The sequence below is a fragment of the Microbacterium sp. KRD172 genome, from assembly GCF_017168295.1.
GTDB lineage: Bacteria > Actinomycetota > Actinomycetes > Actinomycetales > Microbacteriaceae > Microbacterium > Microbacterium profundi.
The window spans coordinates 587,974-611,002 of sequence record NZ_JABFAS010000002.1; the positions used below are offsets into that span (position 1 = coordinate 587,974).

Genomic DNA, 23,029 nt, shown 5'->3' on the forward strand with positions numbered 1-23,029 from the left:
GGCAGGCTGAGCGGCTACTCCTTCACGGCTCCCGCCGTCAGGCCCTGCACGATCCACTTGCTCGCGAGGGCGAACAGCACCATCGTCGGCAGGATCGTGACGACGGCGGCCGCCGACATCGAACCCCAGTCGACGTTGAACGTCGAGATGAAGCCGTTCAGCGCGGCGGGGACGGTGCGATTCTCTTCGGAGTGCATGAGCACGACCGAGAGGAACAGCTCGTTCCAGCAGTTCACGAAGTTGAAGATGAACGCCGCGATGATGCCGGGGGTCATGACCGGCACGAGCACCCGGAACAGCGCACCGAGTCGCGAGCATCCGTCGATCATCGCCGCCTCCTCGAGCGCCACCGGGACGTTCTCGAAGAACCCGCGCAGCATCACGGTGGAGAACGGGATGCAGATCGCCACGTAGACGAGGATCAGTCCGAACTTGTTGTCGACGAGTCCGAGGTCGGCCATCATCGAGTACAGCGGACCGAGCGCGATGAACGCGGGGATCATCTGCGTGAGCAGGAACGCGATCAGCACCGCGCCCTTGCTGCGGAACTCGAAGCGCGCGATCACGAACGCGCTCAGCAGCGCGATGAACGTGCTCGTGGCACCGGCGACCAGCGCCACGATCGCGGAGTTCGCCAGGAACACCCCGAAGCTGCTCGTCTCGAACAGGTTGGCGTAGTTCTGCATCGACGGCTGACTCGGCCAGTACTCGATCGGGTACACGTTGACCGTGGCCGGGGCCTTGAACGAGGTCAGCGCGATCCAGTACAGCGGGAACAGCGTGATCAGCAGCCAGACGGCGAGCCCGACGAAGCGCAGGATGCCGAGACCGGAGACCTTCTTCTTGGCACGTCCGATCGGCCGCTGTCGCGTGCCGGTCGGAAGGACCATCTGTGCGGTGGCGCTCATCGGTTCGCCCTCCTCATCGCCATCAGGTAGAAGGCGCAGAACACGAACAGGAACCCGACGACGATCAGGCCGATCGCGCTGGCGATGCCGTAGTTGCCCTGCTGGGTGTAGTTGATCATCCAGGTGGTGATGATGTGGGTCTGATTCGCCGGCCCGCCCCTGGTCATCGCCCAGATGATGTCGGGGAAGTTGAAGATCCAGATCACGCGCAGCAGCACGGTCAGCATCAGCGTCATGCGGATGTACGGGATGATCACCGAGAACAGCTGACGCAGCTTTCCCGCGCCGTCGAGGCTCGCGGCCTCGAGCATCTCGTCCGGCACGGACTGGAGAGCCGCGAGGATCATGATCGCGAAGAAGGTCACGCCGTACCAGATGTTCGCCACGATCACGGCGATCATCGCGAGCTTCGGATCGGCCAACCACGGCAGCGGGGCGTCGATCAGCCCGGTCTTCATGAGCAGATCGTTGATGACGCCGAACTCCGCGTTGAACATCCAGCGGAACAGCATCCCGATCAGGAAGCCGGACACGGCCCACGGGAAGAACACGAGCGCCTGGTACACGCCGCGGAAGCGGAAGCGGGTGCGAAGGGCCAGCGCGATCAGGAAGCCGACCACGAACTGCGGCACCAGCGACCCGACGACCCAGAGCACCGAGTTCCATGCGACCTGTGGGAACACCGGATCGCTGAAGATGCGGGTGAAGTTGTCGAATCCGACGAACGGGGTCGAGGTGAGGTCCCACAGGTTCCAGTCGTGGAACGCCATGCGGATGCCCTGCAGCATCGGGTAGTACGTGAACCAGCAGACGAAGAGGATGGCGGGGGCGAGGAAGGCGAGGATCGTCCACGCATGGCGACTGCGGAAGACCTTCTTCCCCGGCCGCGCCGGGGCGGCCCCACCGGATTCACCGGTGGAGCGCCCCGAACGCGTCAGCAAGGTCATGATCAGCCCTCTTCGGAGGCGTACTTCTCGACCCAGTACGCATCCCACGACTCGAGCAGCTCGGCCGTGGTCATGTTGCCCAGCAGCACGTTCTGCACGTCCTGGTCGGACTTCTGGATCCACTCGGTCCACCAGCTGACGCCACGCGGCTGCTGCACGTTGACGTAGGTGTCCGGGTTCTCGGTCATGGTCACGTAGCTCGTCCACGGCCCCGTCGAGTAGAACTCGTCGTCGGATGCGGCGGCGATGATCGGCACGAGGCTGTTCGCCTGCGCGAACTCGGTGGCGGGCTCAGCAGACGAGAGGAACTCGACGAGGTCGACAGCGGCATCCTTGTTCTTGCTAGCCTCGGCGACACCCCATCCGGCGACCGCGAGAGGCTGTGCGGCCTTGCCGTCAGGGCCGGTCAGCAGCGGCGCGGTGTCCCACTGGTCCTCGGTGAGGTTGGATTCCTGCACGGTCGCGATGACCTCGGGGTCCTGCAACAGGAAGGCGGTCGAGCCGTTCGTGAAGCCGGCCACCATCTCGGGGTAGCCCCACGACACGGCAGAGGGCGGCGAACCCTGCTCGAACAGGTCGAAGTAGGTGTCGACGGCATCCTGCGCTTCAGGCGCCGCGAAGATCGTCGAACCGTCTTCGAGGCGGAAGGCATCGCTCGGATCGAGGTCGTCGACGAGGTACGCCTCGATGGCGGCGACGACGTTCGTGTTGCCGTTCTGGCCGCCGCGGAACGCGTACCCGTAGGTGTTGTTCGCCGGGTCCTGGATGGCGGATGCCTGCTCGAGGAGCTCTTCCCAGCTGGCGGGAGGCCCGTCGAAACCGGCTTCCTCGACGAGGTCGGTGCGGTAGAAGAGCGACAGGCCGTAGAAGCCGTACGGGACGAAGTAGCTCTCGCCGTCGCCCTCGGCGGCGGCCTTCGCGTTGTCGGTCAGGGCATCCCAGCCGTCCCAGCTCCCCAGGTCATCAGTCATGTCGTACAGCCACCCGTTGTTCGAGAATGGGCCGACGGTGATGTCGCGCACTTCGAGCACGTCGACACCGGAGCCGGACTGCAGCATCTGCTGGATGGTCTGGTCTGCCTGCTCGGTGGGCGGCGAGACCAGCTTGACAGTGACGCCGGGGTTCTCGGCCTCGAAGTCGTCGAGCAGGCCGCGCAGCAGCTCGGTGCGCGCGGGGTTGGTCAGACTCTCGACCATCTGCAGTTCGACGTCGCCGCCCTCAGCGGAGGAATCGGAGCCGCCGCCGGAACATGCGGTCAGAGCCAGCAGGGCGACTGTGCCCACGCCGGCGATCGTCGTCAGACGAGTGCGCTTCATGACGTACCTCTTTCGTGTGTGGTGCTTTCTCGGGGGTATTCAGGTCAGGATGCTGCGGCCTCGGCCGCACGGAGGATCTCCGGGATGCAGCGCTCGACGAACGCCTCGAAGTCGCTCGTCTCGGTGTAGAGGTGCACGGAAAGCCGGTAGTAGCCGCGGCCCTCGAAGCTCGTGAACGCCGTCTCGACGCCGACGGTGTCGAACAGCGTCATGCGCAGGTCGTCGGCTTCTTCGCGGGTCTTGCCGAGTCCGTCTGGAAGACGGATCAGCCGCATGGAGTCGACTGCGCTGGGCAGCCGCACCAGGGCGTCATCTGCGACGTAAGGCTGGACCGCATCGGCGATCATTCGAGCACCGACGTCGGCGAGCTCACGCATGGTGGTGCGGGTGCGCTCCCAGGTGTACTCGCGCTCGATGAAGTCGATCGCGGCAGGGGTGCTGATGTACGTCGTCGCGTCGATCGTTCCCTGCGTGTCGAAGCGGCCGGGGAACGGCTCAGCCGCTCCCCACGAATCGATGAGTGGCCAGAGGTCTTGACGGTCGGGATCAGCCGTGACGAGCACCGCAGAACCGCGCGGGGCGCACGGCCACTTGTGCAGATTGCCGAACCACCAGTCACCGCCGCCGACCGTCGCGGCATCGGCGACGAGACCCGGCGCGTGCGCGCCGTCGACGAGCACGCGGATGCCGTGTTCCCGAGCGAGTGCGCTGATCTCGGCCGTCGGAAGCACGCGGGCGGTGGGGGAGGTGATCTGATCCACGACGATCAGGCGAGTGCGGCCGGTGATCGCCTGGCGGAAGAGTTCGATGACCTCGTCCGTGGGCGCGAACAACGGGATGTGCACGGCCCGCACCTGCGCGCCGAAACGACGGGCGAGACGGGCCGCCCCCATCGTGATCGCGCCGTACCCGTGGTCGGTGACGAGGATCTCGTCGTCTTGGGCCAGGCGGAGACTGTTGTAGACGACCGTCGCCGCGGCCGAGGCGTTCGGCACGAACGCGGTGTCCTCTGCGCGGGCGCCGACGAACGGGGCGACCCTGGTGCGAGCATCCGCCACATGCTCGGCGATGCGGGGGAACCATCCGACCGGGCTGCGGTCGGCCTGCGCGCGCAGCCCGTTCTGGTGCTCGACGACCTCTGTCGGCACGGCGCCGAACGAGCCGTGATTGAGGTGGATGATCGCAGGATCCAGAGGCCAGGCATCGCGGGCTCGCATGCCGGATGCAAGCTGCACCGGGGCGATGGTGGATGTCGGCTGCTGCATGGTGCCTCGTTCGGGGAGATCATCTGAAGGGGAAACTTGTTGCACAACTTTGCCACACAGTGCCCAGAAAGGCGATCCTGAGACGTACATTTAGCAAAGTCGTAATACAACTAGGTGCTCGGGAGCATGCACGGCAGACTCCGACTGTGGGTCGGCGCACACCGGGCGCCCGAGAGAGAGAGCAGGCGCATGGGCGCGATGGAGACGGCACTGCACGGCTTGCGTGCGTTGATCGCCGACGGTGACCTGCGCCCGGGCGACCGGCTGCCCAGCGAGGGCGAACTGTGCGAAAGGCTCGGCGTCTCGAGGGGCCCCCTGCGCGAGGCCATCCGCACCCTTTCTGCGCTCGGGGTTATCGACACCCGGCACGGATCCGGCAGCTACGTCTCCGAGCTGCACGCCGCCGATCTGATCAAGGGGCTCGGTCTCACTGTCGGCCTCCTGCCGTTGGACTCGATCATCGAGCTGTACGAGCTGCGCCGCGCTCTCGAGGCGCATGCGGCCAGCCTCGCGGCGGCCAGGGTCGACCCGGAGACGATCGCGCGACTGGACGCTCTGCTCGATCGCTTGGAGGCGGTCACGGATGACGAGGCACTCTCCGAGCTGGACAACGAGTTCCACTCCGCGATCGCCGACATCGCGGGCAATGACGCGCTGGCGACGCTGCTCGACGTGCTCCGCTCGCGCTCGCGGGCGTACCGGATCTTCACCACCGACGACGCCGCGCAGATCAAGCTGCTCTCGGACGCGGGGCACCGATCGATCCTGCGCGGGCTCGAGGCACGTGACCCGGTGGCCGCCTCGGCTGCCGCAGCCGGCCACGTCGCGCAGACCGAGTTCTGGCTGCGCAAGCATCAGGCTCCGGCGTAGACGTGACGCAGTGCGACGGAGCCGACCCTCACCGTTTCGTCAGCCGCTAGCGTTGAGACATGGTCAACTATCGCTATCTCGGCAACAGCGGTCTCAAGGTTTCTGAGATCACCTACGGCAATTGGGTCACTCACGCATCGCAGGTCGGCGACGACGCCGCGGTGAAGACCGTGCACGCGGCACTGGATGCCGGCATCACGACGTTCGACACCGCAGACACGTACGCGAACACCGCCGCGGAGGTCGTGCTCGGCAAGGCGCTCGATGGTCAGCGCCGCGAAGGGCTCGAGATCTTCACGAAGGTCTACTTCCCGACCGGCCCCAAGGGCCCGAACGACACCGGGCTCTCCCGCAAGCACATCCTCGAGTCGATCAACGGATCGCTCACGCGCCTCGGCACCGACTACGTCGACCTCTACCAGGCGCACCGCTTCGACTACGAGACCCCGCTGGAGGAGACGTTCCAGGCGTTCGCCGACGTCGTCCGTCAGGGCAAGGCGCTGTACATCGGCGTCAGCGAGTGGACGGCAGAGCAGCTGCGCGAAGGCCACGCCCTCGCCAAGCAGTTGGGTGTGCAGCTCATCTCGAACCAGCCGCAGTACTCGATGCTGCACCGCGTGATCGAGGGCAAGGTCGTGCCGGCATCCGAAGAGCTCGGAATCTCGCAGATCGTGTGGTCGCCCATGGCGCAGGGAGTGCTCAGCGGCAAGTACCTGCCGGGTCAGCCCGTGCCCGACGGCTCGCGCGCGACCGACCCGCACAGCGGCGCCGATTTCATCAAGGGCTTCCTGCGCGATGAGATCCTCACCGCCGTGCAGAAGCTGGGGCCCATCGCCGAGCAGGCCGGTATCTCGATGCCGCAGCTCGCGATCGCGTGGGTGCTGCAGAACAAGAACGTCGCGGCGGCACTGGTCGGGGCATCCCGCCCGGAGCAGCTGGCAGAGACGGTCAAGGCATCCGGCGTGACGCTCGACGCCGACACGCTCGCCGCGATCGACGCCGCCCTCGGCGACACGGTCAACCGCGACCCGGAGGGCACGTACTCGGTTTCTCCGAAGCGCCGCCTGGTCTGAACAGCTGGGGCGCTCGCTTTCGACTCGTCGCTGCTGCGTTTCGACTCGCCTCCGGCTCGCTCAACGACCACCTCGCTCAAGCCGTTTCGTCTCGCTCCGCTCGCTCAACGACCCGCAGCGGCACTCCCGCAGAAGTGCTCCCCGCGGAGGCGCTCCCCGCTGAAAGCTCCCCGCTGAAAGCTCCCGCGGAGGCGCTCCCCGCTGAGGCGCTCCCCGCGGAGGCACTCCCCGCGGGGCGTTGAGCGACGAGCGGAGCGAGGAGACGAAACGGGTTGAGCGAGCGGAGCGAGTCGAAGCCGCCGGACCAAACCTCAGGTCAGGGTGATGTCGACCTGAAGCTCGGACGTGAGGCGCTCGAGATCCGCACGCAGCGCGTCGAGGTCGGCGGATGCCGGCACCTCGGCCGTCACTGACGCCTCGAACAGGCGGCCGCCGGCCATCGCGGCATCCTTCGTCTCGGTGCCGATCTTCTCGATGCTGACGCCGTGCGCCTGCATCACCCCTGAGATCTCGCGGACGATGCCAGGCCTGTCGTTGCCGAGGACCTGCAGCGATATCGGCCGTGCGGCGGCGGCCGCGGCATCCGACCCCGCATGCACGGCGACGGTGAGCAGGCCGTCGAGGGCGCGCAGCGCCGAGGTGAGATCACCCTCGCGCTCTGGCGTCACCGACACCTGGATCACGCCGGCGAAGACCCCGGCCAGCTCCGCGAGCTGACTGTTCTCCCAGTTGCCGCCGTGAGTGTCGACGACGTCGGCGACGGCTGAGACGAGGCCAGGACGATCGGATCCGGCGACGGTGAGGATCAGAGTGGTCATGCCGTCAGCGTAGCCGCGTCACGCGTCCCATGCGCCGGTCTCCAGGAACCGGTCGAGTTGGGCGCGGTGCGGGGCGAGGTCCCACCCCTGGGATGCGACCCATTCGTCGGAGTAGTACGTGCCGGCGTATCGGGCGCCGCCGTCGCAGATCAGCGTGACGACGCTGCCCGTCTTGCCCGCTGCGCGCATCCGTGAGATCAGCTGGAATGCGCCGACGAGGTTCGTGCCCGTCGAGCCGCCTGCCCAGTGCAGTGTGCGCTCCTTGAGAAGGCGGATGGCGGCGATGGATGCGGCATCCGGGATCTGCAGCATCTCATCGATCACGCCCGGTACGAACGAAGGCTCGACCCGCGGACGCCCGATACCCTCGATCCGGCTGGGCGTGCCTGTCGTGTAGTCGGCGGCACCGGTGCTCCAGCCGCCGTAGAACGCCGAGCCCTCGGGGTCGACCACGGCCACCCTGGTGGGATGCTGGCGGTAGCGCACATACCGGCCGAACGTCGCACTCGTTCCGCCGGTGCCAGCGCCGACCACGATCCATTCCGGGATCGGATGCCGCTCGCGCGAGAGCTGGCTGAACACGCTCTCGGCGATGTTGTTGTTGCCGCGCCAGTCGGTCGCCCGCTCGGCGTAGCTGAACTGGTCGAGGTAGTGCCCGCCGCACTCGGCGGCAAGACGCTCGGCCTCGCTGTACATCTCCGGCGCGCGGTCGACGTAGTGGCAGCGCCCGCCGTAGAACTCGATCAGCGCGATCTTCTCGGGACTGGTCGAGCGGGGCACGACCGTGACGAAGTCGAGTCCCAGCATGCGCGCGAAGTACGCCTCTGACACGGCAGTCGATCCGCTGGATGCCTCGACCAGGGTCGTGCCCTCGTTGATGCGTCCGTTCACCAGGCCGTACAGCAGCAGCGAGCGCGCGAGGCGATGCTTGAGCGAGCCGGTCGGATGCACGGACTCGTCCTTGAGGTACAGGTCGATGCCCCACTCGACCGGCAGCGGGAAGACGTGCAGATGGGTGTCGGCGCTGCGGTTGGCGTCGGCTTCCAGCAGGGAGATCGCGGTGCTGGTCCAGGAGGTCATGCGATGTTCGACTGCGAGCTCTGCGGTGCTGTCTGCAGGGAGTTGCTCCAGGCGATGCCGCCGGCGATCAGCCCTGCCAGCACGACCAGCACGGCGACGATGACCACCCAGCGCCGGCGCTTCTTCGGCGGACGGATGACAGGCGCCGGCTTCGTCAAGGGGCCGGGAACCGGGCTCGGGCGGGTGCTGAGGTCAGCCAGCGGTGGTGCAGGATCGTCATGCGGGTGGGGCTGCTCTTCGACCATCATCGTCCCTTCCGAGGGGATCAATCGCCCTCAGAGAGAGACTGTACCGGCTCGTGACGTGCCACCGTCGCCGTCGACGTGCAGCAGCGACGCCTGCGACTGCTCCTGGCGGAGCTGGAACTCGAAGCGCGAGCGGTCGCCACGGTGCAGCGCGATGAAGTACTCGATCGGAATCCCGTTCGCATCGCGGCTGATGCTGCGCAGCCGCAGCAGGGCGGAGCCGGCGCTGACACCGAGACGCTGCGCCTGGTCGTGGGTCGCGACGGTCGCTTCAGCCGAGCGGACGCCGTCGGTCGCGCGGATGCCGTGCTCGGCGAGTACGCGATACAACGAGGCCTCGGACAGATCGACGTCGAGGGTCAGGGCGCCGACGGCATCCGGCATCCATGTCGTGGAGAGCGACCACGGCTCGCCGTCGACGTGGCGCAGTCGCTCCAGCGCGATGACCGCAGACCCGACGGGCACCTCGAGAGCTGCGGCGACGTCGGCATCGGCATCCGTCCGCTCATGCCGCAGGATGTCGCTGTGCACGTGTCCGCCGCGTCGCTCGACGTCGTCGAACAGGCCGATCAGGGTGTGGACCAGCGCTTCGCTCGTGCGCGGGCGCGACACGAAGGTGCCCTTGCCCTTGACTCGTTCGACGAGCCCCTCGTGCTCGAGCTGCGCAAGCGCTTGCCGTACGACCGTGCGCGAGATGCCGTAGCGCTCGCACAACCGGTGCTCGCCGGGGAGCGGATCGCCGGGCTGCAGGCCGTCCCTGGTGATGCCGTCGATGATCAGCTGGCACAGCTGGTCGTACATGGGAGCTGCGGAGTGCCGGTCGATCGCGTCGGTTGCGGCCGCCCCGGCCGGGGCCGTGGCGGACATCTAGTACGCCACCCCCGCATGCAGGATGATGTTCGCGTACGGGGTGAACTCGCCGGAGCGAACGAACGCGCGGGCGCCGTGCGTCCGCTTCTTGAACTCGACGTGCGGCACGAGTTCGATCTCGATGCCCGGCAGCCGGTCACGAAGCCCGGCCAGCACCTCTGGACTCTGCTCCGCGATCTCGGCCGACACCGTCGCGCCCTCGACGACCATCTCGGCCAGCACGGTGTCGAGCACATCGAAGAATGCCGGAGCGCCGGGTCGATAGGCCAGATCGATCCGCTCAGATCCGGGAGGGATCGGCAGCCCGGCATCCGTCACGACGATGAGATCGGTGTGCCCCGTCTCGCTGATGACTCGGGAGAGAGCGGGATTGATCGTTGTCGACGTCTTGCGCATCGGGGCTCCTGGGATTCTGGCGTCAGACTCTGGATGCCAGGAAGGCGTCCACGTCTGCACGGACGGGCAGGCTCGGCGAGGCGCCCTGCTTCGTGACGGTGAGTGCGCCGGCGGCCGTGGCGAGGCGGACGGCGTCGGTGAGTGAGGCGCCGTTCGCGAGAGCAGCGCCGAGGTAGCCGGCGTAGGCATCGCCGGCCGCCGTGGTGTCGACGGCTTCGACCGGCAGCGGAGGCACGAGCGTCGCACCGTCTGCCGTGACCACGCAGGAGCCCTGAGCCGCCAGGGTGATCACGGCGGCTGCGACGCCGTGGCCGAGGAACCAGCGCCCGGCCTGCTCGGCGGTCGCGGCATCCGTCACCTCGATGCCGCTGAGGATCGAGGCCTCGGTCTCGTTCGGTGTGACGATGTCGATGTTCGCCCAGACTTCGGCCGGCAGCGGAGCGGCGGGGGCAGGGTCGAGGATCACGGTCATGCCGAGTTCGCGGCCCCTGGCGGTGATGTGCGCGGTCAGCGCGGACGGCGTCTCGAGCTGGGTCAGCAGCACGGAGGTGGTCGGCGCGAGCGCATCGAGCGCCTCGTCGATCTGCGTGGTGTTCAGCTCGGCGTTGGCGAGCGGCACCATCACGATGTCGTTCTGCGCCGAGGCGTCGACGCGGATGTGGGCGACGCCGGTGGGGCCGGGAACCGTGCGCAGATGAGTGAGGTCGACACCGGCATCCGTCAGCCCGTCGACGACCAGGTCGTGGAAGAGATCATCGCCGACGCAGCCGACGAAGCTCGTTCGCGCCCCCGCGCGGCCGGCCGCCACGGCCTGGTTCGCGCCCTTGCCGCCGAGCATCAGCGTGAACTGGTCGCCGAGGATCGTCTCTCCGCGCGCGGGTAGGCGCTGGGAGAAGGTGGTCACATCCGCCGTGACGCTGCCGACGATGACGACGCCGTTGCGTCCTTCGGGGGAGGGGGTGGCCATGTGGCTCCTTCGACGTGGCCCGCTTTGACAGGGCCGTTTCCTGTCATTACATTAGCCGAATCCGAACTTGTAACGACAGGTTCGTCACAAGGAGCCGATCCCATGCCCGCTGCAGCCATCGCCCCGCGCCTGTATGTCGACAGCGCCGACACCGAGCGCGTCTCCGCTCTGCTGGCGGCCGGGGTGGTGCACGGCGTAACGACCAACCCCACGATTCTCGAGCGCGGAGGCCGTACGGCGGCCGAGATCCCCTCGCTGTACTCGCAGTGGGTGGCGGAGGGTGCGAGGGAGATCTTCTTCCAGACCTGGGGCACCGCTCGGGACGAGTTGCTCCGCAACGCCTCGACGATCAGAGGACTGGGCGATCGGGTCGCGGTGAAGGTGCCGGCGACCGCCGAGGGCTTCGCGGTCGCGTCGACGCTGGTCGCCGATGGCGCGACCGTTCTCATCACCGCCGTGTACTCGGTGGCGCAGGCGCTCGCCGCGGCGAGTATCGGAGCGGCCTACATCGCGCCGTATCTCGGACGGCTGCGGGATGCCGGCGTCGACGGCGACGCGCTGATCCCCGAGATGCAGGCCGTGTGCGCGGGAAGCACGACGAACGTGCTGGCGGCGAGTCTGCGCTCAGCGGACGACATCGTGTCGCTGCGGCTTGCCGGCGTGCCGTACTTCACGGCGGCACCCGACGTGCTGGATCAGGTGCTGCAGCATCCGGTCAGCGACAGTTCTGCCGTGGAGTTCGACGCCGCCATGGGGCGCATCGGGGGTTGAGCCGTGCATGGGCTGCAACTCTGGCGGCCACGTGCAACTCTGGCGGCCACGCAGGCGCGGAGGGGCCGCCAGAATTGCGTTTGGCCGCCAGAATTGCGACGGGCCGCAGAAGTCGACGGCGAGTGGATGCTACGCCTCGGTGCCGCTCTCGGTCACGGCCGCGGCCTGGCGCAGCCAGCGCTCGATGCCGGCGATGTGCGCGGTGGCCAGTGAAGTGGCGAGGTTCGGGTCGCGCTGCGCGATCGCCTCGGCGATGCCTCGATGCTCCGACAGCGTGCGCTCGACCGCGCCTTGCTCTGTGAGGCCGCGCCAGATGCGTGCGCGCACGGTCTGACCGCTCAGGCTCTCGATGAGGCTGGCCAGGTAGGCGTTGCCCGCCATGCGGACGATATCGCGATGGAAGCGGATGTCGTGCTCCACCAGCGCATCGACTGAGACGTCGGTGTCGATGCCGTCGAGCTCCGCGTGCAGCGCCTCGATTCCCTCAGCGGTGCCGAGGGTGGCGGCGAGCCCGGTCGCCTGAGATTCCAGCATCCGCCTGACCGCGAAGATCTCGAGCAGCGAATCATCGTCGTGCATGTCGGCGACGAACGAGATCGCCTCGAGCAGCAGGTGCGGCTCGAGGCTGGTGACGTAGGTGCCGTCGCCGCGACGCACATCGAGCACACGGATGACTTCGAGCGCCTTCACCGCTTCGCGCATGGAGTTGCGCGAAAGCCCGAGGCGCTCGGAGAGCTCCTTCTCCGGTGGAAGACGATCGCCGGGCGACAACTCGCCGGACACGATCATCGCCTTGATCTTCTCGATCGCCTCGTCGGTGACAGCCATGATCGCCATCCTAGCGATTGATCGGATGTCTGGGGCAGGATGGTGCCATGCGCGTTCTCGATTCACATCTGCACCTGTGGGATCCGTCCGTTCTGGACTATCCGTGGCTGGAGGGCCCGCTGCGCGCACGCTTCGCCGCGGAGGAGATCGCGGGCACGATCGGTGAGGTCGGCGACGAGCGAGGATTCGTGTTCGTGCAGGCCGACTGTCTGGAGGCGCAGTATCTCGACGAGATCGACTGGGTGACCTCACTCGCCGAGCAGGTGGGCGTGCGCGGCATCGTCGCCGGAGCCCGGCTGGATCGCGGGGCGGCGACGGTTCGCCACCTGGATGCTTTCGCTGAGCGCCCGCTCGTCGTCGGCGTGCGTCACCTGCTGCAGGGCGAGCCGGACGGGTTCGCCGCGACGCCGGCGTTCCGCGCGGGCGCCGCGGCTCTGGCCGAACGAGGCCTGACCTTCGACGCGTGTGTTCGCGGCGAGGGGCAGCTGCGTGATGTGATCCGGCTCGCGGCAGAGTTGCCGGAGCTTCGGATCGTGCTGGATCATCTCGGCAAGCCCGCGGTAGGGACCGCCGCGGCACCATCATTGCCGTCTGCAGAGTGGGCGGATGCCCTGACCGCGCTCGCCGCGCATCCGCAGGTGTTCTGCAAACTCTCCGGGTTGCCCGCCGAGGCCGGCGGTTCGTGGAACGCCGAGCAGATGGAGCCGTTCTTCGACGTCGCGCTGGAGGCGTTCGGGCCCGAGCGGCTGATGATCGGCAGCGACTGGCCGGTGTCGGCGGTCACGGCATCCGGCTGGAACGGAGGGGCGGACGCTGCGCTGGACACGGGTGCCATCGGAGCGTGGACGGATGCCGTGGCATCCTGGGCTGCTTCACGCGCCGTCGACGTCGACGCGATCCTCTGGAGCAACGTCGAGCGGTTCTACCGACTGAGTTAGCGGCTTCGACTCGCTGCGCTCGCTCAGCCCGTTTCGTCTGCGTCGCTCCGCGACTCCGCTCAATGCCCCGTTCGTTGCGGGTCGTTGAGCGAGCGCAGCGAGACGAAACGGGTTGAGTGAGGAGCCGCAGGCGACGAGTCGAAGCCTTTCTCGGCGACTACTCCGCGCGCAGGCGCAGCTGCGCCATGCCTCCGTCGACCTCGATGAACGTGCCGGTCGTCGAGCCTGCAGCGGGACTGACCAGGTATGCCACAGCGGCGGCGACCTCGTCCGGTGAGACCAGACGCCCGTGCGGCTGGCGCGCCTCGAGGGCCGCACGCTCGGCATCCGGATCGTCGGCCTGGCCGAGCAGCCGTCCGACCCAGGGGGTGTCGGCGGTGCCGGGGTTCACGGCGTTGACGCGGATGCCCTCGCACAGATGATCTGCGGCCATCGCGCGGGTGAGCGCCGAGACGGCGCCCTTCGACGCGCTGTAGAGCGCGCGGGCCGGCAGGCCGGTCGAAGAGGCGATGGATGCCGTGTTGCACACCGCTGCGGCGGGCGACCTGCGCAGCCAGGGCAGGGCAGCCGCGGTCACGCGTGCGATGCCGGTGACATTCACGGAGAGCACGCGTGCCCACTCCTCATCGTCATTCGCGCTGATATCGCCGATGGCACCGATGCCGGCGTTGTTCACGACGATGTCGATGCGACCGAACTTGTCTGCGACGCCGGCGACCGCGGCATCCACGCTCGCGCGATCCGAGACGTCGGCCGTGAACGCGGCGAAGCGCTCGTCGGCGCCGGACGTGTCGCGGTCGAGCACGGCGATCTGTGCACCGTCGGCGTGAAGGCGGGTGGCGATCGCCGCGCCGATGCCCGAGGCGCCACCGGTGACGATCGCGACGAGGCCGCCCAGAGCCGGTCCCTGAGCCTGTCGAAGGGTCATCGGGTCGCCTCCCATGCCACGAAGCTCTGCCGCTGATGTCCGAGTCCGTCGATCTCGATCTCGACGACATCGCCCGCCTTCAGGTACGGGTACTTGCCCGACAGGGCAACGCCCTGCGGCGTGCCGGTGAGGATCAGGTCGCCCGGCTCGAGCGTGACGTACTGCGAGAGGTGATGCACGATCGTGCGCACGTCGAAGATCATGTCGCTGGTGTTCGAGTCCTGGCGGGGCTCGCCGTTCACGAAGCTCTTCAGGTTGAGGTCGTCGACGTCGACCTCGTCCGGGGTCACCAGCCACGGCCCGGTCGGATTGAAGCCGGGAGCGATCTTGCCCTTCGACCACTGTCCACCGGAGACCTCGATCTGGAAGGCGCGCTCCGACACGTCGTTCGCGACGACGTAGCCGGCGATGTGGGCGTCTGCCTCATCGGGGGAGTCGAGGTACGCGGCGCGAGCGCCGATGACGATGCCGAGCTCGACCTCCCAGTCGGTCTTCTCGCTGCCTCGGGGAATCATGACGTCATCGTTCGGTCCGACCACGGTGTTCGGCGTCTTCAGGAAGATGATCGGGATCTTCGGCGGTTCGGAGCCCGACTCGGCCGCATGGGCGGCGTAGTTCATGCCGATGCAGATGACGGCGCTCGGGCGTGCGATCGGCGCGCCGATGCGGAGATCCGCGGCGCCCTCGAGCTCGGGAAGCTCGCCGGCGGCGCGAGCCGCATCCACTCGCTCACGGAAATTACCGGCGAGAAAATCGCCGTCGACATCGGATGTCACGGGCCGCAGGTCGAAGTGGTGATCACCGTCGACCAGGACGGGAATCTCGGATCCAGGGGCGCCAAGCCGCGCGAACTTCATGGTTCTCCAGCCTCTCAGGGAAACCGTCTGCTGACGGCACGTGTGATTGACAGTATAGACATCCGATGTTTACACTCCAAGGGATCCGTGCAGAATATTCGTGCTGCACGAGGAGAGGAATCCCCGTGAGCCGCATCACCGCACTCGAGACCACCGACATCCGCTTCCCCACATCGTTGAGCCTGGACGGCTCTGATGCGATGAACCCAGACCCGGACTACTCGGCGGCGTACGCAGTGATCCGCACCGACGCGGGTGACGGCGTCGAGGGCCACGCGTTCGTGTTCACGATCGGACGCGGCAACGACGTGCAGGTCGCGGCGATCGATGCGCTCGCCGGACACCTGGTCGGTCGTGAGATCGAGCCCTTGCTCGACGACATGGGCACGACGTTCCGCGAGATCATCGGCGACTCGCAGTTGCGCTGGCTCGGCCCGGAGAAGGGCGTGATGCACATGGCGATCGGCGCCGTGACCAACGCCCTGTGGGACATCAAGGCCAAGCGCGCCGGCCTGCCGCTCTGGCAGCTGCTGGCGCGCATGACTCCGGAGGAGCTCGTCGCGCTGGTCGACTTCCGCTACCTCACCAACGCACTCACCCCCGAGGATGCCCTCGAGATCCTTCGCGCCGGCGTCGAAGGGCGCGAAGAGCGAGAGGCCGACTTGCTCGCGACCGGCTACCCGGGATACACGACGAGCCCCGGATGGCTCGGCTACTCCGATGAGAAGCTCGAACGCCTCGCCCGTGAGGCGCTCGCCGACGGCTTCACCCAGATCAAGCTCAAGGTCGGCGCCGATCTCGAAGACGACATCCGCCGATTCCGAAAGGCGCGCGAGGTCGTCGGCCCCGACTTCCCGATCGCGATCGACGCCAACCAGCGCTGGGAGGTGTCGGAGGCGATCGAATGGGTGAAGGCGCTGGCCGAGTTCAACCCCGCCTGGGTCGAGGAGCCGACCAGCCCAGACGACATCCTCGGTCACGCCGAGATCGCCCGCGGGATCGCCCCCATCCGCGTGGCGACGGGCGAGCACGCGCAGAACCGGGTGATCTTCAAGCAGCTGCTGCAGGCGCAGGCGATCGAGGTCATGCAGATCGACGCCGTGCGCGTCGCCGGTGTCAATGAGAACATCGCCAACCTGCTGCTCGCCGCGAAGTTCGGCGTTCCGGTCTGCCCGCACGCCGGCGGCGTCGGTCTCTGCGAGGCCGTGCAGCATCTGTCGATGTTCGACTTCGTCGCCGTGACCGGCACCCGTGAGGGGCGGCTCATCGAGTTCGTCGATCACCTGCACGAGCACTTCGTCGTGCCCACCGACATCCAGGGCGGTTCGTACATGCCGCCCACCGCGCCCGGTGTCAGCATGGAGATGAAGGCGGAGACCATCGCGAAGTACACGTGGAAGGGTGAGCATGTCGTCGACTGACAGGCAGCTGCCGACGCTCGGATACGGCGCCGCGAACGTCGGGAACCTCTTCCGCGAGCTCTCGGACGATGAGGCATGGGCGGTTCTGGATGCCGCGTGGGAGAGCGGAGTGCGCTACTACGACACCGCGCCGCACTACGGCCTCGGGCTGTCGGAGAAGCGTCTCGGTGCATTCCTGCAGACCAAGCCGCGGGATGAGTTCGTTCTCTCGACCAAGGCCGGGAGGCTCCTGCGCCCGAACCCCGACTTCGATGGCGGCCTCGACACTGCGCACGATTTCTTCGTGCCGGACGACCTGCAGCGGGTGTGGGACTTCTCGGATGCCGGAATCCGAGCATCTCTCGACGAATCGCGAGAGCGGCTGGGGCTCGACCGGATCGATCTCGTCTTCCTGCACGATCCGGAACGGCACGATCTCGACCTCGCGCTCGCCGAGGCCTTCCCTGCGCTCGAGGCGGTCCGCTCCGAAGGCGGCGTGCAGGCGATCGGCATCGGATCGATGACGTCCGACGCGCTGGCGCGCGCAGTGCGCGAGGCCGACCTCGACATCATCATGATCGCCGGTCGCTACACGCTGCTCGAGCAGCCGGCCGCCGCCGACGTGCTGCCCGCATGCCATGAGCGCCGCACGGATGTGGTCGCGGCATCCGTCTTCAACTCCGGCCTGCTCGCGAAGTCCGAACCGACGCGCGACGACCGCTACGAGTACGGCGGCGTTCCGGACGAGGTCTGGGACAGGCTGCAGCGCATCGTCGCCGTCTGCCGCGCGCACGACGTGCCACTCCCCGCCGCGGCGATCCAGTTCCCGCTGCGCGACACCGCGACGCAGTCGGTCGTGCTCGGCAGTTCGCGCCCGGAGCAGGTGCGGCAGAACGCCGAACTCGCCGCACTCACGATTCCCGACGAGTTCTGGGCGGAGCTTGTCGCGGACGGACTCATCCCCGCCTGAATCCGAGATCGAGGAACAAGACATGCTCGAAGGAATCAACCCGTTGCTCATCGGCGAACTGCTGCTGCATCTGGATCGGATGGGCCACTCGGATGCCGTCGTGATCGCCGACGCGCACTTTCCCGCTTGGGGTCTCGGCGAACGTGTGATCGATCTGCCTGGCACGACGACGCCCGAGGTCCTGGCCGCGATCCGCACCGTGATCCCGCTCGACGATGCGCCAGGGCTCGACCTGATGGAATCCGCAGACGGCGAGGTTCTCGACGTGCAGCGTGAATTGATGGATGCTGCCGGCACGACGGCCGACACCACTCGTTTCGTCGAGCGCTTCGCGTACTACGAGGTCGCGAAGCCCGCGTATCTCATGGTGCGCACGGGCGAGACGCGCAAGTACGGCAACGCGCTGTTGCGCAAAGGCGTCGTGGGGCACGCCTCTGCGTGAGCTGGCTGGCTTCGACTCGCTGGCGCTCGCTCAACCCGTTTCGTCTCGCTTCGCTCGCTCAACGACCCACGGGGTCGGGCGTCTCGCTCGCTCAACGCCCCGCGGCGGAGGCGTCCGATCTTGGATCAGTGCAGGTCGATCGTCCTCACAGCGTGCAGCGCGTCGCGGAGGAACCGGTTCGCGTGTGCGGCGAGGTCGTCGGAGTCCTGCCAGAGGTTGCGCCAGATCCCGAGGGTGTTGCTCAGCTCGGCGCTCACCACGGCAGACGAGAACGACTCGAACACGACCGGTCCGTCATATGCGACGTCGTGCAGCGCGCGGAAGAAGGTCGCGAAGTCGACGGTGCCGGTGCCGAGGTAACCGCGGTGGCTGTCGCCGATGTGCACGTAGCCGAGCTTTCCGGCTTCGGAGACGTCGTGCACGGGCTGGAAGAAATCCGACTCCTCGATGTTCATGTGGTACGTGTCCAGGTGCACGCTGACGTCTCCCTCGACGCCGCCGAGGTAGCCGAGCGCACCCCGGCCGGTGTTGAAGACGTTCGACTCGTAGCGGTTCACGACCTCGAGCGAGAGGCGGATGCCTCGTTCCGCCGCCTTCGCGGCCAGTTCCGAGATCGCCCTCTGGCTGTTCGCGATGCCTTTCTCCGTCGCCGGCGTCATGTACTTGCCCATCGCCGAATAGATCACACCGCACAGCACATCGCCGCCCATCGTCGCGACATGATCCAGGCAGCGCTCGAGAATCGAGACTCCGGCGACGACGACCGCCGGGTCCTCACTGGTGAGGTCGGTCGCCGCTGTCAGGCCGAGGGATGCTGTCACGGCGAGGTCGTTGTCGCGCAGCATCCGTTCAGCAAGAGCCGAGTCGAAGCCTGCGGCATCCATCAGCGGGATCTCGATCAGGTCGAATCCCGCGTGCTTCGTACCTTCGATGGCGCGCCGCAGGCCTGCGTCGTCGAAGGTGCCGGTGAAGACGAGTCCGTGCGCGCCGATGAGCATGTCGTTCCCTTTCGCTGCGCGTTCGCGCAAATCCGTGACGAAGTTGTTATTACAGGTCTACCATGATCGGATCGGGTTAGGTACATTTAGGTACAACTTGTGCTGACGCGATCCGGCAGGCACAATTGATCCGATGTTTGAAATGGATTCCATGATGGAACCGAGTACGACCTTCAAGGGAGCAGGTGAGCACATGAGCGATCCCATCCTCCGGGTGGAAGGCATCAGCAAGGGTTTCCCCGGCGTGCAGGCACTCAAGGATGTGCACCTCGAAGTGCATGCAGGTGAAGTGCTCGTCCTCGTCGGCGAGAACGGCGCGGGCAAGTCGACGCTCATGAAGATCCTCTCCGGGATCTACACGCGCGACGAGGGCACCATCACGTTCGAGGGGCAGCCGGTCGAGCTGACCAGTCCGCTCCAGGCGCAGCAGCTCGGCGTCACGATCATCCACCAGGAACTCAACCTGATGCCCGACCTCACCGTCGCGCAGAACATCTACATCGGCCGCGAGCCCACTTCGGTGGGCCTCCTCTCCGAACGACGGCTCAACCGTCAGACCGCTGAACTGCTGAAGCGCCTGAACATCCGGCTCGACCCGCGCCAGAAGGTCGGCGAACTCACCGTCGCCGAGCAGCAGATGGTCGAGATCGCGAAGGCGCTGTCGTTCAACGCCAAGGTGCTCATCATGGATGAGCCGACCTCAGCGCTCACCGACAGCGAGACAGAGACGCTGTTCACACTCATCGAGCAGCTCAAGTCCGACGGCACAGGGATCGTCTACATCTCGCACCGCATGGACGAGCTGCGCAGGCTCGCCGATCGGGTGAGCGTGCTTCGCGACGGGCATTACATCGGATCTCTCGAGAAGAGCGAGATCAGCGTCCCGAAGATCATCGAGATGATGGTCGGCCGCGTCATCGACGAGGGAACGCGTCCGTCGGCCCGCGAGCACCAGGACGAACCGATCGTGCTCGACGTCGCGAATCTGTCGACCAAGACGCTGCTGAAGGACGTGTCGTTCCAATTGCACAGGGGCGAGATCCTCGGCTTCGCCGGTCTCATGGGGGCCGGTCGCACCGAGACCGCCCGTGCGGTCATCGGAGCCGACCCGCGTAGCGCGGGGACGATCAGGATCAACGGTCGCGACGCGAAGATCCATCAGCCTGAGGACGCCGTGCGCCGCGGCGTCGGCTACCTCTCCGAGGACCGCAAGCAGCTCGGTCTCATGCTCGAGCAGGACGTCACGTTCAACACCGTCCTCGCCTCGCTCAGCAACTATGCGGGCGCGCTCGGCTGGATGGGCGACGGCAAGGCGAAGAGTCAGACCAAGCAGTACGTCGAGCAGCTGCGCGTCAAGACGCCGTCGGTGAACCAGATCGTCAAACTGCTTTCCGGAGGCAACCAGCAGAAGGTCGTCATCGCCCGCTGGCTGATGCGCGACTGCGAGATCCTCATCTTCGACGAGCCGACCCGAGGCATCGATGTCGGCGCGAAGGAAGAGATCTACCGACTCATGCAGCAGCTCGCTGACGCCGGGAAGTCCATCATCGTCATCTCGTCGGAGCTCCCGGAGATCCTGCGCGTCGCGAACCGCATCGCCGTGTTCGCGAACGGCCGGATCACCGGAACGCTCCGCAACGAAGAAGCCAGCCAGGAGAAGATCATGCAACTCGCAGCCCACGGGGAGGAAGACTGATGAGCACCCCACAGCAGCCAGGAGAGACGACGACCGTCATCCAGCAGGCCGTGAACGAAGACACCGACAAGCGGGACGTCGCGGGCTTCCTGAAGCGCCAGCTTCAGCAGTCGCTCGCGTTCGGGACGCTCGTCGTCCTGCTGATCTTCTTCTCGATCGCCAGCCCGAACTTCTTCACCTTCAGCAACATCGCCACGGTGCTGCTGTCCACCGCGGTGATCGGCATCCTCGCCCTCGGCACCACTTTCGTCATCATCACGGGCGGCATCGACCTGTCGCTGGGAACCGGGATGGCGCTGTGCGCTGTCATGACGGGTGTGTTCGTCACGAACATGGGGCTCCCGGTGTGGGTCGGCATCCTCGGCGGCATCGCGACCGGCGTGCTGATGGGGCTGGTCAACGGTCTCAACGTCACGTTCCTGCGCCTGCCCCCGTTCATCGCCACGCTCGCCATGATGATGATCGCCGGCGGTCTCGCCCTGGTCATCTCCGGTGTCGCACCGATCTACTTCTCGACATCCGCACCGGACTTCAAGAAGATCGCGCTGGGTGTGCTGATCCCCGGCATCCCGAACGCGGTCCTCATCACGGCGGTGCTCGCGATCATCGCGGCCATCGTGCTGTCCAAGACGCTGCTCGGCCGCTACACGTTCGCGATCGGCTCGAACGAGGAGGCGACGCGCCTGTCGGGCGTGAACACCCGCCGCTGGACGATCTTCATCTACATGTTCGCGGGCGCCTTCACCGGTATCGCGGGCATCATCATCGCCTCCCGTCTAGATTCCGCGCAGCCGCAGATCGGCACCGGCTACGAACTGCAGGCGATCGCCGCGGTCATCATCGGCGGCACCTCGCTGCTCGGCGGTCGCGGGTCGATCCTCGGCACTGTGATCGGCGCGCTCATCATGAGCGTGCTCGTCAACGGCCTGCGCATCCTGTCGATCCAGACCGAGTGGCAGAACGTCGTCGTCGGCGTCGTCGTGCTGCTGGCCGTGTTCCTCGACTCGCTGCGCAACCGCCAGCGAACCTGATCGTTTCCTTCCCTGTCCACCACAGCGTCGGCCCTGCCGGCAATCACACAGAACAATGGAGTTTCCAATGCGATTTGGCAAGAAGACCGCATTCGCGGCACTCGTGGCCGCATCCGCTCTCGTCATGGCCGGCTGCGCCGGCGGCGGCGGTGACGTCATCGAAGAGGGTGGCGGCACAGACGGCGGCAGCGGCGACGGCGAGATGTACATCGCCCTCGTCTCGAAGGGCTTTCAGCACCAGTTCTGGCAGGCCGTCAAGAAGGGCGCAGAGCAGAAGGCCGAAGAACTGGGCGTGAAGATCACTTTCGAGGGCCCCGCTGCCGAGACCGAGATCGCGCAGCAGCTCGAGATGCTCACCGCTGCCATCGACAAGAACCCGGATGCCATCGCCTACGCAGCTCTGGACCCCGAGGCGTGCGTCGCCCCGCTCGACCAGGCGAAGTCGAAGGACATCCCGGTGGTGTACTTCGACGCACCGTGCAACGGCGACGTGGGCCTGAGCCTGTCCGCCACCGACAGCAAGGTCGCGGGAGCCCTGGCGGCCGAGAAGATGGCAGAGCTCATCGGCGGAGAGGGCGAGGTGGCCATCGTCGGTCACTCGCAGATCAACTCCACCGGTGTCGAGCGCCGAGACGGCTTCGTCGACAAGATCGAGGCGGACTACCCCGACATCAAGATCGTCGACATCCAGTACGGTGACGGCGACCACCTCAAGTCGGCCGACATCGCCAAGGCGATGATCGCGGCTTACCCCGATCTCAAGGGCATCTACGGCACCAACGAGGGCTCGGCCATCGGCGTCGTCAACGCCGTCAACGAGCTGAACCTCGAAAAGGGCAAGATCACCATCATCGGGTTCGACTCGGGTGCGGCGCAGATCAACGCGATCAAGGACGGCACCATGGCCGGCGCCATCACACAGGACCCGATCGGCATCGGCGAGCAGGTCGTCCAGGCCGCGTACGACGCGGCCAACGGCGACTCGGTCGAGGAGTTCTACGACACCGGCTCGTACTGGTACGACGCCAAGAACATCGATGACGAGGACATCGCAGCGGTCCTCTACGACTGATCCTCTTCTGAGCGAGCGGCCTCCGTCTTCGGGCGGGGGCCGCTTTGCATTGCGGGATGCTGTGGCAGTGACGGCTTCGACTCCCTTCGGTCGCTCAACCCGTTTCGTCTCGCTCCGCTCGCTCAACGCCCCGCAGAAGTCGTCTTTGCGTTGCGGGATGCCCTGGCTTCGACTCCCTTCGGTCGCTCAACCCGTTTCGTCTCGCTCCGCTCGCTCAACGCCCCGCAGAAGTCGTCTTTGCGTTGCGGGATGCTGTGGCTTCGACTCCCTTCGGTCGCTCAACCCGTTTCGTCTCGCTCCGCTCGCTCAACGCCCCGCAGAAGTCGGTCGCTCAACGCCCCGC

The 23,029-nt window shown here is 66.9% G+C and carries 24 protein-coding genes; 10 read left to right on the top strand and 14 right to left on the bottom strand.

The genetic code is table 11. The features are described 5' to 3' along the window. Positions 1–14 precede the first annotated feature (14 nt). Genes J1M43_RS03115 through J1M43_RS03130 form a run of 4 tightly spaced genes read right to left on the bottom strand, consistent with a single transcriptional unit; the run spans position 15 to position 4,436 of the window. Complete coding sequence (locus J1M43_RS03115) at positions 15–908, bottom strand: carbohydrate ABC transporter permease (RefSeq protein WP_234001316.1); 894 nt, start codon at positions 906–908, stop codon at positions 15–17. Then, positions 905–1,855: a carbohydrate ABC transporter permease gene (locus J1M43_RS03120; protein WP_206475724.1), complete on the bottom strand. Its 951-nt coding sequence runs from the start codon at positions 1,853–1,855 to the stop codon at positions 905–907. Before J1M43_RS03120 ends, J1M43_RS03115 begins: the two co-directional genes overlap by 4 nt. A 2-nt stretch (positions 1,856–1,857) precedes the next feature. Continuing rightward, positions 1,858–3,171 carry a sugar ABC transporter substrate-binding protein gene (locus tag J1M43_RS03125; protein WP_206475726.1) on the bottom strand — a complete coding sequence of 438 codons (1,314 nt, stop codon included), beginning with the start codon at positions 3,169–3,171 and terminating at the stop codon, positions 1,858–1,860. A 44-nt stretch (positions 3,172–3,215) separates the two neighbouring features. After that, positions 3,216–4,436: an aminotransferase class V-fold PLP-dependent enzyme gene (locus J1M43_RS03130; protein ID WP_033105851.1), complete on the bottom strand. Its 1,221-nt coding sequence runs from the start codon at positions 4,434–4,436 to the stop codon at positions 3,216–3,218. Between the two features lie 126 nt (positions 4,437–4,562). On the opposite strand from J1M43_RS03130, the gene J1M43_RS03135 reads away from it, so the two are divergent. After that, complete coding sequence (locus J1M43_RS03135; protein ID WP_234001317.1) at positions 4,563–5,306, top strand: FadR/GntR family transcriptional regulator; 744 nt, start codon at positions 4,563–4,565, stop codon at positions 5,304–5,306. A 59-nt stretch (positions 5,307–5,365) separates the two neighbouring features. Continuing rightward, on the top strand, positions 5,366–6,379 hold the full coding sequence (locus J1M43_RS03140) for an aldo/keto reductase family protein (RefSeq protein WP_033105853.1): 1,014 nt from the start codon (positions 5,366–5,368) through the stop codon (positions 6,377–6,379). A 311-nt stretch (positions 6,380–6,690) separates the two neighbouring features. Here J1M43_RS03140 and J1M43_RS03145 read toward each other — a convergent pair whose 3' ends face one another. Genes J1M43_RS03145 through J1M43_RS03170 form a run of 6 tightly spaced genes read right to left on the bottom strand, consistent with a single transcriptional unit; the run spans position 6,691 to position 10,755 of the window. Beyond that, positions 6,691–7,197, bottom strand: coding sequence for a glycine cleavage system protein R (locus J1M43_RS03145; protein ID WP_033105854.1), 507 nt, complete (start codon positions 7,195–7,197; stop codon positions 6,691–6,693). Positions 7,198–7,215: 18 nt separating this feature from the next. Further along, on the bottom strand, positions 7,216–8,277 hold the full coding sequence (locus J1M43_RS03150; RefSeq protein WP_206475728.1) for a PLP-dependent cysteine synthase family protein: 1,062 nt from the start codon (positions 8,275–8,277) through the stop codon (positions 7,216–7,218). Beyond that, positions 8,274–8,525 carry a hypothetical protein gene (locus tag J1M43_RS03155; RefSeq protein ID WP_206475730.1) on the bottom strand — a complete coding sequence of 84 codons (252 nt, stop codon included), beginning with the start codon at positions 8,523–8,525 and terminating at the stop codon, positions 8,274–8,276. Before J1M43_RS03155 ends, J1M43_RS03150 begins: the two co-directional genes overlap by 4 nt. A gap of 27 nt (positions 8,526–8,552) precedes the next feature. Beyond that, positions 8,553–9,389, bottom strand: coding sequence for a GntR family transcriptional regulator (locus tag J1M43_RS03160; RefSeq protein WP_206475732.1), 837 nt, complete (start codon positions 9,387–9,389; stop codon positions 8,553–8,555). After that, positions 9,390–9,788: a D-ribose pyranase gene (rbsD, locus tag J1M43_RS03165; RefSeq protein WP_033105857.1), complete on the bottom strand. Its 399-nt coding sequence runs from the start codon at positions 9,786–9,788 to the stop codon at positions 9,390–9,392. 22 nt (positions 9,789–9,810) lie between these two features. Further along, positions 9,811–10,755, bottom strand: a complete 945-nt coding sequence (locus J1M43_RS03170) for a ribokinase (RefSeq protein WP_206475734.1) — start codon at positions 10,753–10,755, stop codon at positions 9,811–9,813. A 102-nt stretch (positions 10,756–10,857) separates the two neighbouring features. Between J1M43_RS03170 and J1M43_RS03175 the strand changes: the two genes are divergently transcribed. Next, positions 10,858–11,526: a transaldolase family protein gene (locus J1M43_RS03175; protein ID WP_206475736.1), complete on the top strand. Its 669-nt coding sequence runs from the start codon at positions 10,858–10,860 to the stop codon at positions 11,524–11,526. A 129-nt stretch (positions 11,527–11,655) separates the two neighbouring features. Here the strand turns inward: J1M43_RS03175 and J1M43_RS03180 are convergent, their stop codons facing one another. Then, positions 11,656–12,354 carry a FadR/GntR family transcriptional regulator gene (locus tag J1M43_RS03180; RefSeq protein ID WP_033106520.1) on the bottom strand — a complete coding sequence of 233 codons (699 nt, stop codon included), beginning with the start codon at positions 12,352–12,354 and terminating at the stop codon, positions 11,656–11,658. A gap of 47 nt (positions 12,355–12,401) precedes the next feature. On the opposite strand from J1M43_RS03180, the gene J1M43_RS03185 reads away from it, so the two are divergent. Beyond that, complete coding sequence (locus J1M43_RS03185; protein WP_206475738.1) at positions 12,402–13,292, top strand: amidohydrolase; 891 nt, start codon at positions 12,402–12,404, stop codon at positions 13,290–13,292. Between the two features lie 157 nt (positions 13,293–13,449). Here the strand turns inward: J1M43_RS03185 and J1M43_RS03190 are convergent, their stop codons facing one another. Next, positions 13,450–14,220, bottom strand: a complete 771-nt coding sequence (locus J1M43_RS03190) for an SDR family NAD(P)-dependent oxidoreductase (RefSeq protein WP_206475740.1) — start codon at positions 14,218–14,220, stop codon at positions 13,450–13,452. Beyond that, positions 14,217–15,077 carry a fumarylacetoacetate hydrolase family protein gene (locus tag J1M43_RS03195; protein WP_033105860.1) on the bottom strand — a complete coding sequence of 287 codons (861 nt, stop codon included), beginning with the start codon at positions 15,075–15,077 and terminating at the stop codon, positions 14,217–14,219. Before J1M43_RS03195 ends, J1M43_RS03190 begins: the two co-directional genes overlap by 4 nt. Before the next feature lie 125 nt (positions 15,078–15,202). On the opposite strand from J1M43_RS03195, the gene J1M43_RS03200 reads away from it, so the two are divergent. From J1M43_RS03200 to J1M43_RS03210, 3 genes are read left to right on the top strand one after another with little or no spacing between them, the layout of a single operon-like run. Further along, positions 15,203–16,498 (top strand): L-fuconate dehydratase, encoded by a 1,296-nt coding sequence (locus J1M43_RS03200; protein ID WP_206475742.1) that lies wholly within the window; start codon positions 15,203–15,205, stop codon positions 16,496–16,498. After that, positions 16,485–17,447 (top strand): aldo/keto reductase, encoded by a 963-nt coding sequence (locus tag J1M43_RS03205; RefSeq protein ID WP_206475744.1) that lies wholly within the window; start codon positions 16,485–16,487, stop codon positions 17,445–17,447. The genes J1M43_RS03200 and J1M43_RS03205 overlap by 14 nt, the downstream gene beginning before the upstream one ends. A 22-nt stretch (positions 17,448–17,469) precedes the next feature. Next, on the top strand, positions 17,470–17,889 hold the full coding sequence (locus J1M43_RS03210) for an RbsD/FucU family protein (protein ID WP_033105863.1): 420 nt from the start codon (positions 17,470–17,472) through the stop codon (positions 17,887–17,889). Positions 17,890–18,014: 125 nt separating this feature from the next. Here the strand turns inward: J1M43_RS03210 and J1M43_RS03215 are convergent, their stop codons facing one another. Next, complete coding sequence (locus J1M43_RS03215) at positions 18,015–18,887, bottom strand: sugar phosphate isomerase/epimerase (protein WP_033105864.1); 873 nt, start codon at positions 18,885–18,887, stop codon at positions 18,015–18,017. Positions 18,888–19,080: 193 nt separating this feature from the next. On the opposite strand from J1M43_RS03215, the gene J1M43_RS03220 reads away from it, so the two are divergent. The 3 genes from J1M43_RS03220 (at position 19,081) to J1M43_RS03230 (ending at position 22,686) form a co-directional block, all read left to right on the top strand. Continuing rightward, complete coding sequence (locus J1M43_RS03220) at positions 19,081–20,583, top strand: sugar ABC transporter ATP-binding protein (RefSeq protein ID WP_033106523.1); 1,503 nt, start codon at positions 19,081–19,083, stop codon at positions 20,581–20,583. Continuing rightward, positions 20,583–21,614 carry an ABC transporter permease gene (locus J1M43_RS03225; RefSeq protein WP_200880978.1) on the top strand — a complete coding sequence of 344 codons (1,032 nt, stop codon included), beginning with the start codon at positions 20,583–20,585 and terminating at the stop codon, positions 21,612–21,614. Before J1M43_RS03220 ends, J1M43_RS03225 begins: the two co-directional genes overlap by 1 nt. 67 nt (positions 21,615–21,681) lie before the next feature. Continuing rightward, complete coding sequence (locus J1M43_RS03230) at positions 21,682–22,686, top strand: ABC transporter substrate-binding protein (protein ID WP_206475746.1); 1,005 nt, start codon at positions 21,682–21,684, stop codon at positions 22,684–22,686. The last annotated feature ends 343 nt before the right edge of the window (positions 22,687–23,029 follow it).